Origin of the sequence: Paenibacillus beijingensis (assembly GCF_000961095.1) — a bacterium.
Taxonomy (GTDB): domain Bacteria; phylum Bacillota; class Bacilli; order Paenibacillales; family Paenibacillaceae; genus Paenibacillus_O; species Paenibacillus_O beijingensis.
In genome coordinates, this window is record NZ_CP011058.1 from 2,160,447 (window position 1) to 2,174,656 (window position 14,210).

Here is a 14,210-nt window from a genome sequence, read left to right on the forward strand (position 1 = left end):
ATACCGAAAAGAGCGCGCTATCCCCTTAATGGGCAATAAGCACGCTCTTAATCAATTCGGCTTCATGAAAGCTGCGGAAAAGAATAGAGAAGCCATGATCCCATACAAACGTTCAGGCGCACGATTAAGCCAAATAAGCCTCCTTGACCTGATCGTTGGCAAGCAGCGAACGCGCTTCGTCCTCCATCAAAATGTCTCCGGTCTGAATGACATAGCCGCGGTGCGCGATTTGCAGCGCCTGGTACGCATTTTGCTCCACGAGCAGAATGGTCATTCCTCCGCGGTTCAGCTCTTGAATAATATCGAAAATTTGGTCGACCAGAATCGGAGCCAGTCCCATCGACGGCTCGTCGAGCAGCAAAATCTTCGGCTGCATCATGAGCGCCCGCGCAATAGCCAGCATCTGCTGCTCCCCGCCGCTCATCGTTCCCCCGGGCTGATGATACCGTTCCTTAAGACGCGGAAAATATGAAAACGCCCGTTCCGTTCTTTCCTTCACCTTTTTTTTATCTTTGACGGAGAAAGCGCCCATCTCCAGATTTTCCTTGACGGTCAGCCGCGGAAAGATGCGCCTGCCCTCGGGAACGTGCGCAATCCCCTCTAACGCCGTCCGGTGGGGAGGCTGGGCCGATATATCTTTTCCGCCGAAGATGACGGAGCCTTGAATTTTCACTTGCCCGCAGATCGCTTTCAACGTGGTGGACTTACCCGCTCCGTTCGAGCCGATGAGCGAGACGATCTCCCCTTCGTTAACCGTTAGCGATACCCCCTTGAGCGCTTCAATCCGGCCGTAATATGCGTGAACCTGACGCAGCTGCAGCAAGCTCATGAAATCACCTCTTTTGCGGCGCTTTTGCCCAAATAAGCTTCAATAACGCGCGGGTTGTTGCGGATTTCGTCCGGATTGCCTTCCGCGATCTTCGTGCCGTAATCGAGCACCAAAATATGCTCCGACAGCTCCATAACCAGCTTCATATCATGCTCGATCAGTATGACCGTAATGTCGAGCTCCCGCTGAATCCGTTTAATGAGCGTGGTCAGCTCCACCGTTTCGCGCGGATTCATGCCTGCGGCAGGCTCGTCCAGCAGCAGCACCTTCGGTCTCGTTGCAAGCGCCCGGGCGATTTCCAGCCGCCTTTGAGCGCCGTAAGGAAGACTGCCCGCCTGTTCATTGAGCATTTTTTCGAGCCCTACATATTCCAATAAGCGGTAAGCTTCCTCCATTGCCGTATTCTCCTCATGACGGATTCGCGGCAGGTGAAGCAGCGAGCCTAATACTCCGGCTTTCAAATGAATATGCATGCCGACCATCACGTTTTCCAGAACGGTCATCGTTGCGAACAGCCGGATATTTTGAAACGTGCGCGCGATGCCCATACCCGTAATGCGGTCCGGCTTTACGTTCACGATCGATTTGCCATCCAGCTCGATTTGGCCGTCATCGGGCGTATAGATTCCCGTAATCATATTGAAAAAGGTCGTTTTGCCGGCGCCGTTCGGTCCGATGACCGCGGAGATCGTTCCTTTCGGAAACGCAAAGTCAACGCCGTTTACGGCGATCAGTCCACCGAAACGTTTCGTTAATTTCGTTACTGTCAGCATGCTCATTTGACCGTACCCCCGCTGTGCACCTTCGCCTCCTGCAATGGAATCGCGTCCGCAGAACGATGCGCTTTGATCTCACCGATGTTCACACGGCGGTTTTTGGCGGCTATCAAGCCGTTCGGCCTGAAGATCGTCATCAGAATCAGCACGGCGCCGAATATAAACCGCTGCATTTTCGACGGAGACAGCGCGTTCGGAATTTGGATGACGCCCTGCTGCGTCAATTGATTGAGCCAGCTCGTAATTTCGGTCAGAACCTGCAGGTTGAGGATCGTAATAACGCTTGCCCCGAGAATAACCCCCGGCACGCTGCCCATCCCGCCGAGAATAACCATAACGAGAATCGTGACCGATTCGAGATACGTGAAGCTCGTCGGATCGACAAACGTTTGTTTGGCGGCAAAGACGGCTCCCATCATCCCGGAAAAAGACGCCCCTACCGCAAAAGCGGTCAATTTGGTGCGGATCAGCGGGATGCCCATCGCCTGCGCCGCAATTTCGTTATCCCGGATCGCCTTCCAGGAGCGTCCCATCCGGGAATGCTCCACCCTCTTCACGCCAAAAAGCACGATGGCCAGGATCGCGAGCACGATAAAATAAAATTGGTGCGGAAACGTAAACTGATAACCGAACAGATCGGGAGGCTTAATGGACGCTATTCCCATCGCCCCGTTCGTAATGTTAACCGGTTTGTCCAGGTTGTTGAAAATAATGCGGATGATCTCCCCGAAACCGAGCGTCACGATCGCCAGGTAATCCCCTTTGACCCGAAGCACCGGAAGGCCGAGCAGAATGCCGAACAACGCGGCCATAAATCCCCCGAGAAATATAAACAGCCAAAAGTACGATCCGGAAAGCGGCAGCCAGCCGGCTTTAAAAATATTCGTTGCCTGCGGCGTGGAAAAAATCGCATACGTATACGCCCCTACGGCAAAAAAGGCGACGAACCCCAGATCGAGAAGCCCGGCAAATCCGACCACGATGTTAAGCCCAAGCGCCATCGCAATATAAATGCCGCATTGGGTTGCGACCTCCATATACGATTCGTGGGAGCTGCCGCCCGACGTGGCAAACGGAATGACGACCAAAAGCAGGACCGCGGCAATCGCCCACTTTATCCGAATGGGAAACGACGTATAATAAAGAAGCAGCAACGAACTGAGGAGTAGCAAAAACGCAACGACCGACCGGTTCATCAAATAAACGCCCAGAGCGGTAATAATGACAAATAAAGCCAAAACCGCCGCTTGGGTGAACCGGCTTTGCTTCAGCGCTGTTTTCATCTTATTCATCAATGTTCACCTACACTTTCTCTTTGACCGCTTTGCCGAACATTCCTTCGGGTTTAAAGATCAAGACGAGAATCAAAATCGCAAACGCGAACACGTCTTTATACTCCCCGCCGAAACTGCCGCCCGAAATGATCCCGAGATTAGCGGAGGCGAACATTTCCAGCACTCCGAGCACGAGCCCGCCGAACATGGCTCCGCGGATATTTCCGATGCCCCCCAGAACGGCCGCCGTAAACGCTTTAATGCCGAGGACGTAGCCGATGAAGGGATCGATCGTTCCGTACTGCTGGGCGAACAGGACGCCTGTCGCGCCGCCGAGCGCGGACCCGATAAAAAACGTGAGCGCAATGACCTTGTTGACATTAATGGACATCAGCGATGCCGTTTCCCGGTCCTGCGCAACGGCCCGCATCGCAACGCCCCATTTGGAGCGCTTGATGAACAGATCCAAGCCGACCATCAGAAGAATGGCGACCGCAATTACAATGATCGTGTTCATTTTCAGAAACCCGTCGCCAAAGCTCCCCCAAACGGAAGAGGTTCCCAGTTTTAGATTCTGATTGTACAGCGTCGGGGCGCTGACAATGTAATTGCCCGTTTTCAATTCGGCGATAAACCGGACCAGGTCCTGCAGCAGGAACGATACCCCGATCGCAGATATGAGCGAAATCAATTTAGGCGCTCTTCTTAGCGGCCGGTACGCGATCCGTTCGATTCCGACGCCCAGTATCCCCGTGATCAGCATCGCCGAAACGAGCAGAAAGATATAAACGATCCAGCCCGGCATACTGCCCAGCCAACCCGCGGACTTAAAGAGAAGCAGCGTGGAGGTGCCGACAAACGCGCCCGTCATAAATATTTCGCCATGAGCGAAGTTGATCAGCTCCAGTATTCCGTAGACCATCGTGTAGCCGATTGCGATGACGGCATAGACGGCGCCTAGCGTAATGCCGTCGATCAATACCTGAGGCAGCGTCTGGATAATGCTGGAGAACATGGCATAACCCCTTCATTGATAAAAATGGCAAAAGAGGTACATTAAGCACATACCTCTTTTGCATATGATCAAATATTGACGTTACGACGTTACTTGGCTACTTCGGAGATAAGGGAACCCGGGTAAGTGGCCTCTTTGTATTCGTACACGAACACTTTGGCGAAATCGTTGTCGCCCTTGCCGTCAAACGTTACTTTGGTCGCAAGGCCTTCGTAATCTTTCGTTGCGCGCACCGCGTCGCGAACTTGTTCACGCGAAGGAAGCTTGCCGCCGTTTGCGTCTACGGCGCTTTTTAACCCGCTCAGAATGAGGCTCATGCAATCGTAAGCGTAAGCGGAATAAGCGTCGACGCTTTTTCCGAATTTCGCTTTGTAATCGTCGGCCCATTTCTTACCGTTATCGGATTTCGTAATATCGGTCGCAACCGAAGTGTACAGAACGCCTTTCGAGCTGTCGCCCGCGATGTCAATCATACCCGACGAGTCAATCGCGTCCCCGCCCATAAACGGAGCGGTGATGCCTTTCTCTCGCGCTTGCTTGACGATCAAGCCGCCTTCCGCATATACGCCGCCGAAGAAGATGAAGTCCGGCTTTTTGCTGAGCACCTGGTTGAGCACGCCGTTGAAGTCCTTCTCGCCGACCGTAATCCCTTCGTAGCCGGCAACGGCTGCGCCCAGCTTCTCGACCTCGCCTCTGAACGCATCCGCGAGCCCTTGGCCGTATGCCGTCTTGTCCTGGATAATAAACACGTTTTTGGCGCCGACCGTATTAACCGCATATTGAGCCGCGGCCGGGCCTTGGAAGTCATCACGGGCGACAATCCGGTTGACGGCTTTCAAATTGCGGTCCGTCACTTCGGTCGCCGTATTGGAGGGGGAAACCATGGGAATATTATACTTTTCGTAGACAACGGAGGATGGAATCGCGACCCCGGAGTTCATATGGCCGACGACGGCGAGGATGCTGGTGTCAGCGCCGATCAATTCCGCGTTCGCCACTCCTTTTTTCGGATCCCCTTGATCGTCGTAAGGCGCCAGCTGCAGATCGAAGCCAAGCTTTTCAAACTCCGCTTTATGCTCTTCAAGCGCAAATTGCGCGCCCAGCTTGATGGCCTCGCCTTGAACGGCGCTGCCTCCGGACAGAGGAGATTGGGTCGCAATCTTAATCACGGTTTTTTTATCGGACGAGCCGCCGGATGCCGAGGTGTTTTCGGTCGAGCCGGACGAACCGGACGAGCCGCATGCCACCAACAGCGCGATCATCATGGTAGAGATTAACATCACCGCAAAACTTTTTTTCATGTTCATAAAAACCCTCCTCGATTGTTCTCATTTGTCGGGACAAGCTTTTCGGATTGAATCATGATGATATGCGTTTGTTACGTTTCTAATCTCCATCTTCACCTTCTGATCGCGTAAGATCCGCCCTCTTAAAATCACCCCGGTTATGTATCAAATTTGTGTAAAAAGTAAAAAAACAACGAATAAAGAAACGGATATGAGGGGTGCCCGCCGTTTCTTTACCCCCTGTCCTTTGTACCTGAGAGTTACCTTCGGAAGATTGTCCTCCATCCAAAGTTTCTCCTTCGGCGACCCTGACGGGTTCTCTCCAGAGGTGTGTCCGGTATTGGTCCTTTTGCCTGAGATCTTCACCCTGACCGGGCTTATTCCTTCGGCGTTACTTTAATGTAAAGTAATCTCTCCCAAAACCTTCATCCACATATCAAATTGTCCTTTTTTTTACATTATTACATGAATGAAAAGAGGTTTGTCAACGTTTATTTTTTTGGTGTTACATTCGTGTTTGGTTTGATAACACGAAACAAATACGCGATACAGCTAAAATAAAGGTATGTAAGCGCATTCTCAAATTGAAGCGCCCTGCCATTCGTTCAGCGGGCGTTCAAAATCGACAAAAACCCCTCCGGGCCGGCGGACGTTTTGACGTCCGGCACAAGCCGGGAGGGGTCTGCCTTGATTGCTGATTATTCCGCAGGACGGGCAGCCTCTACTCATAATGGTCAAACAAGACCGCCAGTTCCTCGACGGCTCGTTCTTCGTCCGGACCTTCCGCCGTCAGGGTGACCGGCGTCCCTTTCGTGACATCGAGCGCCATGACGCCCAGGATGCTTTTCGCATCCGAAATAACGTTCTTGGCCTGCCACACAATCCGGATTTCCGATTCGAACGATGCAGCCGCCGTCGTCAGCTTTTTGGCGAAAAGGACGTGGAAGCCGTTTTGGCGCATTATTATTTCTTTTGTGGTCATCGTGCGCTGCACTCCTTTACTTAGATATCGGATCTTACGGTTTGCAGATCTTTCACGATTTGATTATACTGCTTGTCCAGCCGGTAAAACCACAGGATGACAAGCTGAAGCACGGACAAGAGGATCGGCACATATATGAAGAGCATTTGAATCGACGCAAGCGCCGAGGCGCTTAAGCTCGCTTGCCCCCCGACGTAACCGCCGAGAGCCAGACCCCATCCGACGAGCGCCGCACCGAAGCCGCTGCCCGCTTTCGTCCCGAAGCTGCCCGCGCTGTAGACGAGGCCTTCAGTCCGCATCCCGGTTTTCCACTCGCCGTATTCCACCGTATCGGCCAGCATCGCAAAGAAGGTGCCCATGATTGGCGCCGTACCCATGGATTTGATTACCAGGCCGGCAATAACAAACGTAAGGTCGTCCGGTTTGAAAGCCGTAACCAGAGAGCCCGCAATCAAAATCACGCTGCCGGCCATAGCCGCATTCCGCTTTCCAAAGCGCTTGATGACGGGAGCAAGCAGAAAATAGGCGACCAATAACGGGATGAGGTTCGCCAATCCCAAGATGCCGACCAAATCCACGTTATCCAGCATATACTGCGCGTAATAAACAATCATCGTGCTGCCCATGGCGTTGTTGGCAAAAAACACAATCGCGAATACCAGGAGCAGCGCCCAGTACTTGTTTCTAAAAAGCGCTTTCAGACCGCGCCTGAACGGAATCTCCTTTTGCACGACGGACGGCTTGACCCGCTCCTTCGTCGTGGCGAACGTAAACAGGAAGACCAGCATGCCCAGCACGCCAAAGATGGCAAAGGTCCAAATCCAGCCGATCTTGCCGCCGCCGAACACGTTTACAAGCGGCTTAGTGAAATAGGTGACCAGAATCGCGCCGCAAACGGCCAGGACCATCCGGAAAATGTTCAGGACCGAACGCTGGTAGCCGTCCTGCGTCATCAAGGAGTTCAGAACGCCGTACGGAACGTTGATGGCCGAATAGATAAAGTTCATCAACAAATAAGTGACGTAGATATAGATCATCGTCACGACAGGTCCCGCATCAGGCACCGTAAACAGCAGCAAGCCGGAAGCGGCGAACGGTGCGGCCATCCACAGCAGCCAAGGCCGCGCTTTGCCGTGTCTGCTTTTCGTCTTGTCGATCATTGCTCCGATTCCGATATCCGCGAAGGCGTCAAGCACGCGGGCGATGAACAGCAGCGTGCCCACAGCAGCGGCCGCAATCCCGATCACATCGGTATAAAAAAAAGACAAAAACGTGGACGCTGCCGCAAACAGCAGCTGGCTCGCAAAATCGCCAAGCCCGTATCCGATTTTTTCTTTCAATGAGATATCTTGAACGAGCGAATTGTCCACCGCCCTGCCGGGCGCTCCATCCGCAGCTCCGCTTGATCCAACGCCAGTCACTTTGTAGGCTGATTTGTTAGCGCTCATGTTTCATCATTCTCCTTTAACGGTATTTTTCCCCAACGATTCTGTTTCATTCTGGTTGCGCTTTCATGATTTCGAAAGGTCCAGAAGAACAGGCGTTCGCTCTTCTTGGAAAATTGATTCGGTTTCTTGATACCAATTCGGGAAAGCGGTTTCACAATTAAGGCGGGATTTCGTTTGTTCATAGCAAAAAAAGTGGCTTTTCTTTGTTTTTTCGGCACTTTCAATTCGCTTTTTGCTCCATAATGCATCAAACCGGAGGCTTTTTGTATTCGCTATCAGAAAGCGTTTTCCTGTTTTCCATTATACTTCGATTTATTCTCCCGTCAAGCCCAATTTAAAAATATGGGCAATCGCTGCGATAGTCGCAAAATGATTGACGGAATCAGGGTCTTTGCATATAATACACTCAAAAGCGCGGGAAAATATTTTCCTATGTAAGCGTTGTCAAGGAAAACAGGAAAGTGGGCGAAACCTTTGAAGATGACGATTAAAGACATTGCCCGGATGGCAGGCGTTTCGATCTCCACCGTTTCCAGAGTGATCAATAACAGCAAACCGGTTCAAGACGACCTCCGCAAGCGGGTGCTGGACGTCATGGAACAAACGAAATTCCGACCGAACACCATCGCCCAGAATCTTGCAAAAAATGAATCCAATCTGATCGGCGTCATGCTTCCCGAAGTGAAAAACACCGTTCTCGACGAGCTGATCCACGGCATCAATCACGTCTCCCGGATATACGGGTACAACACGATGCTCAGCTTAACCGGAGGAACGCTTGAGAACGAGCTGCATTATTTCAATTTGTTTCGGGGAATTCAGGCGGACGGCATTATTTTGGCCAGCGACAATTTAAAAGGCGAGCTGATCGAGCTGATCGAGCTGTCCGGCATCCCGTGCATTTTGGTCGGCCGCGACGCGCATTCGGCCTCGATTCCTTCCGTTCACGTGGACAATATTACGGCTGCCTATGAAGCGGTCACTTATCTGATCCAGCAGGGGCATCGCCGGATTGCGATGATTCGCGCGCGGAGCGGCGATGTTGCATCGGGAGACCACCGGTTCGAAGGGTACCGGATGGCACTGGCGGAAGCCGGCATTCCATTGGCCCGCGATTGGATTGTTGAAAGCGGTATCACTGTTGAGGACGGGATCGAGGCGATGCGCAAAATACGCGAAAGCCGCTCCATGCCGACCGCCTTATTCTGCGCGACGGATCGGATCGCGATCGGGGCTATGCATGACTTGATGGAAAACGGCCTGCGCATTCCGGACGACGTATCCGTGGTCGGCTTTGACGGCATCGACATGTCCGCTATGATTCGGCCGAAGCTGTCCACCGTGAAGTACTCCGCTTCGGAAATCGGAATGACCGCGGCGCGGAACTTAATCAAACGGATCAGAGGGGGAGAAGTTTCCCCCCGCCACTGGTGCGTATCGCATTATTTGGAAACCCGCGACAGCGTCCGTTCGATTTAACGGTTAGCTGCCTTAGATCCGATTCTCTTTCACCCAGCGGATCATGTTGTCGCACCATTCGATCGACATGCGCTCGAAGCCGACTCCCATCTCGATGACGACAACGGTCGAAAATAAAGGATTATCGCTCGTTAACGGCCCGTTCTGCTCTCGTAACATGGCTGCTCTTGCCGTATATTCCGCCAAAATCTCCTCATGCTGCCGCTTGTTTTCTTCCAGCAGCGGAATCAGGACCTCCGGTTCAATCAGCCACGAGCTGTACTGCTTGAGCAAAAATTCCTCCCAATCCCCCGGCTTGCCCGGTTGGGCGACCCAGGCTTTTAAGCTTTCGATACCCGCTTCCGTAATTTTATACACTTTGCGCGCCGGCCGGTACGATTCCCGCTCATGGGATAGAAGCTCGATGAGCCCTTCCCCCTCCATTTTGGCGAGGGACGGATACAGCTGGTTGTTGTTTATTTTATAAAACGCCGTGAACCTGCCGTTCATCTGCTGCTTCATGTCGTATCCGCTCAGCGGTTCCCGCGCCAATAGACTAAGCAATGCATATTGGATCGAACTCATGATCTGCCCACCTCAATCGATTTTTATATCGTTCAATATCACGTATTCATTCAAACATTATAAGTTAATATTAACCTAATGATGAGTGAGAAGCAACCGGTACCAATTTTCTTTTGCTCGCTTCAGGACATCATTTACAACGCTTGGAACGTTGATAGATGAACAAAAATTCATGATATACTGGTAAAAAAAACCGAAGCAAAGGAGTCATCATGGACATTACACCGTTACAGCTGGCGGTTACGATCATCTGTGCCGTCCTGATCGGGTTTACGAAAACCGGCCTGCCCACGCTCGGGATATTTGTGGCTGCCATAATGGCGACGATATTTCCCGCGCGCGAATCTGTCGGTCTTGTGACCCCTATCCTGATCACCGGGGATATTATCGCGATTCTTTATTACCGGAAAGCGGTTGTCTGGAAGCACCTTCTCGTGCTGCTGCCTTGGGTGCTCGCCGGCATCGGCGCTGGTTATATCGTGCTGGGCCAAATCGGCAACCGCTCGCTCTCCGTACTGATCGGCATCCTCGTATTGCTGCTCATCGCGCTTCATCTGGTCAAGGATCGGCTGGAGCGCGCGCTCGAGTTCGCCTTCACCAAATCGCGGGCCTTTAACGGCGGGCTCGGCATCCTTGCCGGCTTCACGACGATGATCGGCAATGCGGCAGGCAGCATCATGTCGATCTATTTGTTCTCCAAAGGAATGAACAAAACCGCTTTCGTCGGCACGAACGCCTTTTTCTTTTTTATCGTCAACGTCATCAAAGTTCCGTTCACCTCTCATCTCGGGCTCATTACGCCGCAGTCGCTCGTGCTCACCGCTTGGATGATTCCGGCCGTTGCGGCCGGCGCAATTGCCGGCTTCAAGCTGCTTCCGCTTATTCCGCAAAAATATTTTCAGGCTATCATCCTCATCCTGGCGGCGCTCGGCGGCATTCATTTGATCCTGTTCTGATCCGGATCGTTACATCCTTTTTCGCATCTGATATATTAATAGTGTTGTCCGGCCCATCGTTTCGTTTCAAACTGTCGGCATAAGGAGGAATCGTTATGAATACATATACGCTGCAAATCGGGGAATTAACGAGGGTGCTTCCGATCGTTCCGATATCGGACGAACTGAGCATTGCCAGCTTTGTTATTTTGGGAGATACCGAACTGGTGGATGCTGCCGCGCAGCTCGTAGCTGACAGGCTGCCGCCTGTCGATGTGCTCGTTACAGCCGAAGCGAAAGGAATCCCGTTCATTTACGAGCTGTCAAAAAAACTCGGAATGGCACGTTACGTCGTCGCGAGAAAAAGCATAAAACCTTATATGGAAGAGCCTTTGATCAATAAAGTCGTCTCCATTACGACCCAGAAGGAACAGGTGCTCGTTTTGGATAAATCCGATACCGAGTTTATAAAAGGCAAGCGGGTCGCGGTCGTCGATGACGTCATCAGCACAGGAGAGTCGCTGCGCGTCCTCGAAGAGCTCGTTGAATTAGCCGGAGGCATCGTGACGGCAAAAGCGGCGATTTTAGCCGAAGGCGATGCGGCGAAACGGGACGATATTATCTTTTTGGAGGCACTGCCGTTGTTTAGAAGGAATCGCTAATTACTTGGGGTTACTTTGTAATTCTTGGTGATACTTAATAATTCCGATCCCGTACGGCTCCATATTTAACAGCTGGCCCGCATTAGGTACAATGCGGGTTTTCATTTGTGCATCAACGATTCCGATCTGGACAGCCTCGCCCGGTCCGTAACGGTATCCGTTCACCCCGTTCATTTATAACCTTTAAAATATATATTTACAAGTTATAAGTGATCCATTATGATAAAGCCATATAACCGCCAAATAATTTTTTAACGGTTATAAGTATTCGGACAATGAAAGGAATGACGTTGAATGAAGGTCCAAAAGCTTCCGTGGGCGGGCATTCGAATGCAATTCGAAACGACGAGCATCGCGATCGATCCGCTATTTCATTTCCCGGCCCATTTCGGCCAGCCTCACGATCCGCTTTATCCACTGGATGAATTCGGACCGGTCGATGCTGTCCTCGTTACGCATCACCATACCGACCACTTTGATCCGGAAGCGATCGCGGCTTTTTACGGCGAAACGGTCCCGGTCTATGTTCCGTCTCTGCCGCATGCGCTTGCCCGCGGCGGCCGGCTGACTGACATTCGGGAGATCAAGCCCGGGGAGTCGTTCCAAGTGGGCGCATTATCGGTGACGGCAACGGACTCCGTCGACGGGTTCGGTGATCCTCAGGTCGCTTGGGTTGTGCAGGGCGGGGAGAAAAAAGTCATTCACTGCGGGGATACGCTGTGGCACGGTTACTGGTGGAACATTGCCAAAACGCACGGTCCATTCGATGCGGCCTTCTTGCCCGTTAACGGAGCCGTCCTCGAACTTCCCGGCTTCACGCCGAGCCATCAGCCCATTTCCCTGACACCGGAACAGGCCGTCTCGGCGGCGGTTGTTTTGGGAGCAGGTGCGCTCGTGCCAATCCATTACGGAACGGTTCATCACCCGCCGGTCTATCACCAGACGCCAAACCTGCTTGACCGCCTGACAGCAACCGCGAAAGATACGGTAAACTTGACAATATTAAGCACGAAAGAAACAATGGTCGTATAGATTCGGACTCACGTCCTCGGGCAACAACTAGGAGATGATCGATCGTGGACAGCTCACATTTTTTACTTGGCGGAAGCCCGTGGTTAAACCTGGTCAATACGCGCCATATGCACAATAAGCGGATCCGGGATGTGTTGGCGGAACCGGCAGCGGCACAGCAATGGCTGAATGCCAACCAACTGTACATGGCGCCCGGCGCTTCCGCGGAATCGGAGCCGCTGCGAAAGATGATTGCCGAGCTAATCCCTCTGCGCGAGCTGTGTCAGGAGATTGTGTCCGACTTGCAGATGCGAGGCAAACTTTCCGAAGACGTGCTCGCGTCGCTCGAAAAACGGACGGAAAGCTTATCGATCCGTGCCGCCCTGCTGCAAACGGGGGAGAAAATTTCCCTCACCTATGCTGGAAATACGGACGTCGATCATGTGCAGTATCTCATCATCCGATCCATCGCCGATACGCTGGAAGGTTATGCCCCGCAGCGGATCCGGAAATGCGAGCATGACGAATGCATTCTCCATTTCGTGGACACATCAAAGAGCGGCAAAAGGCGCTGGTGCAGTATGGAGATGTGCGGAAACCGCCATAAAGCGGCCGAATTTTATGCCAAGAAAAAAGCGAAGAACTAGCGCAGCTGGAAAGAGGTTTATTATGAAGCGGGCTCACTTAAGGGGAACTACTGTTACAGGGAGCCGGTTCCCCGATGAGTCTTGTCAGCGGCTATCCCTAGCGCATCTTATTAGCGTTATTTGCAGAAAAATGTCCATTTTTCTTAGGTTACGGACTCCAGAGTCGTTACACAAAACCGGGCTGTTCCATAAGCAGGTTTTTAGTCGTATCAATCAATTTCTCCAGCTTCATTAGCGAAAAAGAACCGATCAAGGGGCTATCCTTGGCCGGTTCGTTCGTATTCTTACCAAGCGTATACTTCGGGCGTCTCGCCGCCCGGTCCGGGAAAGATGTCGTCCAGCTCGCGGAGCACATCCTCTTCAAGATGGATTTCAACCGCGCGGATGGCGTCCCGCAGCTGTTCCACCGTTCGCGGACCGATGATCGGGGCGGTCATGACCGGATTCGTTAGCGTCCAGGCCAGCGCAACATTCGCTTCCTGCTCTCCCAGTTCCGCGCACAAGGCGGAAAACCGTTCGAGCTGCGGGCGGTGCTTCTCAATCCGTTCCGCCTGCTGGGCCGTACGGGTCCCGATCCCCGGCTTCAATGAGTAGCCTCCGAGCAGACCTCCCGCCAATGGACTCCATGCCACAACGCCGAGACCGAGATCCTTCGCGGCCGGCAATACTTCCATTTCGGCTGTCCGCTCCAGCAGGCTGATCTTATGCTGCTCGCACACCAGCCCCATGAAATGCCGCTCCTTGGCCGCCGCCTGTGCCTTCACCAGATGCCAGCCAGCAAAATTGCTGGAGCCGATGTAATCCACTTTTCCGGACCTGACCTGCGTCTCGAACGCTTCCCACAATTCCTCCCAAGTCGTTCGCCGGTCGATGTGGTGCATCTGGTACAGCTCAACGTGATCCGTCTGCAGCCGGCGCAGCGACCCTTCGAGGTGGCGCCTGATTTTATAAAGAGACAAGCCCCTTGCATCGTTCGGCCCATCGACTGGGCTCGAGATCGGCTCGTACACTTTGGTCGCCAGAACCACCTTCTCCCGGCGCTGCCCTCCTTGCGCGAACCACCGCCCGATCACCGTCTCCGTCAAGCCGGAATTTGCTCCCCATCCGTAATTGTTGGCCGTATCAAAAAAGGTAATGCCCGCATCGAGCGCTTCGTCCATAATGCGAAACGCGGTCCTCTCATCCGTATCGACGCCGAAATTCATCGTTCCCAAGCACAGCCGGCTGACTCTCATCCCTGTTCGGCCCAAGAAGGTGTACTCCACCCGTTTTCCTCCTCCAATTTTTTTCTGTTACATGATA

General features: G+C 52.7%; 15 protein-coding genes and 1 riboswitch. Of the genes, 5 read left to right on the top strand and 10 right to left on the bottom strand.

Annotated features, from left to right (window positions below; all coding sequences use genetic code 11):
• Positions 1-124: 124 nt before the first annotated feature.
• From VN24_RS09620 to VN24_RS09655, 8 genes are all read right to left on the bottom strand, one after another.
• Entirely contained in the window at positions 125-829 is a 705-nt protein-coding gene (locus VN24_RS09620) for an ABC transporter ATP-binding protein (protein ID WP_045670233.1), read from the bottom strand.
• Positions 826-1,608 (bottom strand): ABC transporter ATP-binding protein, encoded by a 783-nt coding sequence (locus VN24_RS09625; protein ID WP_045670234.1) that lies wholly within the window; start codon positions 1,606-1,608, stop codon positions 826-828. Before VN24_RS09625 ends, VN24_RS09620 begins: the two co-directional genes overlap by 4 nt.
• A complete protein-coding gene (locus tag VN24_RS09630; protein ID WP_045670235.1) occupies positions 1,605-2,897 on the bottom strand; it encodes a branched-chain amino acid ABC transporter permease in 1,293 nt (430 codons plus the stop codon). The genes VN24_RS09625 and VN24_RS09630 overlap by 4 nt, the downstream gene beginning before the upstream one ends.
• 10 nt (positions 2,898-2,907) lie before the next feature.
• A complete protein-coding gene (locus VN24_RS09635; protein ID WP_045670236.1) occupies positions 2,908-3,894 on the bottom strand; it encodes a branched-chain amino acid ABC transporter permease in 987 nt (328 codons plus the stop codon).
• Between the two features lie 89 nt (positions 3,895-3,983).
• Positions 3,984-5,195: a branched-chain amino acid ABC transporter substrate-binding protein gene (locus VN24_RS09640; protein WP_045673150.1), complete on the bottom strand. Its 1,212-nt coding sequence runs from the start codon at positions 5,193-5,195 to the stop codon at positions 3,984-3,986.
• Positions 5,196-5,511: 316 nt separating this feature from the next.
• Positions 5,512-5,609: riboswitch (glycine riboswitch) on the bottom strand.
• A gap of 292 nt (positions 5,610-5,901) precedes the next feature.
• On the bottom strand, positions 5,902-6,162 hold the full coding sequence (locus VN24_RS09645) for an HPr family phosphocarrier protein (RefSeq protein ID WP_045670237.1): 261 nt from the start codon (positions 6,160-6,162) through the stop codon (positions 5,902-5,904).
• 20 nt (positions 6,163-6,182) lie between these two features.
• On the bottom strand, positions 6,183-7,610 hold the full coding sequence (locus tag VN24_RS09650) for an MFS transporter (protein WP_082083699.1): 1,428 nt from the start codon (positions 7,608-7,610) through the stop codon (positions 6,183-6,185).
• Complete coding sequence (locus VN24_RS09655) at positions 7,607-7,834, bottom strand: hypothetical protein (RefSeq protein ID WP_045670238.1); 228 nt, start codon at positions 7,832-7,834, stop codon at positions 7,607-7,609. The genes VN24_RS09650 and VN24_RS09655 overlap by 4 nt, the downstream gene beginning before the upstream one ends.
• 256 nt (positions 7,835-8,090) lie before the next feature.
• On the opposite strand from VN24_RS09655, the gene VN24_RS09660 reads away from it, so the two are divergent.
• The gene (locus tag VN24_RS09660; protein ID WP_082084206.1) at positions 8,091-9,089 is read left to right on the top strand and encodes a LacI family DNA-binding transcriptional regulator; all 999 of its coding nucleotides are present in this window, start codon (positions 8,091-8,093) and stop codon (positions 9,087-9,089) included.
• Positions 9,090-9,101: 12 nt separating this feature from the next.
• Here the strand turns inward: VN24_RS09660 and VN24_RS09665 are convergent, their stop codons facing one another.
• Complete coding sequence (locus VN24_RS09665) at positions 9,102-9,653, bottom strand: PadR family transcriptional regulator (RefSeq protein WP_045670239.1); 552 nt, start codon at positions 9,651-9,653, stop codon at positions 9,102-9,104.
• A gap of 212 nt (positions 9,654-9,865) precedes the next feature.
• On the opposite strand from VN24_RS09665, the gene VN24_RS09670 reads away from it, so the two are divergent.
• From VN24_RS09670 to VN24_RS09685, 4 genes are all read left to right on the top strand, one after another.
• Positions 9,866-10,609 (top strand): sulfite exporter TauE/SafE family protein, encoded by a 744-nt coding sequence (locus VN24_RS09670; RefSeq protein WP_045670240.1) that lies wholly within the window; start codon positions 9,866-9,868, stop codon positions 10,607-10,609.
• 95 nt (positions 10,610-10,704) lie between these two features.
• A complete protein-coding gene (locus tag VN24_RS09675; protein ID WP_045670241.1) occupies positions 10,705-11,250 on the top strand; it encodes a phosphoribosyltransferase family protein in 546 nt (181 codons plus the stop codon).
• 294 nt (positions 11,251-11,544) lie between these two features.
• Positions 11,545-12,282 (top strand): MBL fold metallo-hydrolase, encoded by a 738-nt coding sequence (locus VN24_RS09680; protein ID WP_045670242.1) that lies wholly within the window; start codon positions 11,545-11,547, stop codon positions 12,280-12,282.
• 44 nt (positions 12,283-12,326) lie between these two features.
• Positions 12,327-12,908 (top strand): CGNR zinc finger domain-containing protein, encoded by a 582-nt coding sequence (locus tag VN24_RS09685; protein WP_045670243.1) that lies wholly within the window; start codon positions 12,327-12,329, stop codon positions 12,906-12,908.
• A gap of 284 nt (positions 12,909-13,192) precedes the next feature.
• Here the strand turns inward: VN24_RS09685 and VN24_RS09690 are convergent, their stop codons facing one another.
• A complete protein-coding gene (locus tag VN24_RS09690; RefSeq protein ID WP_045670244.1) occupies positions 13,193-14,173 on the bottom strand; it encodes an aldo/keto reductase in 981 nt (326 codons plus the stop codon).
• Positions 14,174-14,210: the final 37 nt, after the last annotated feature.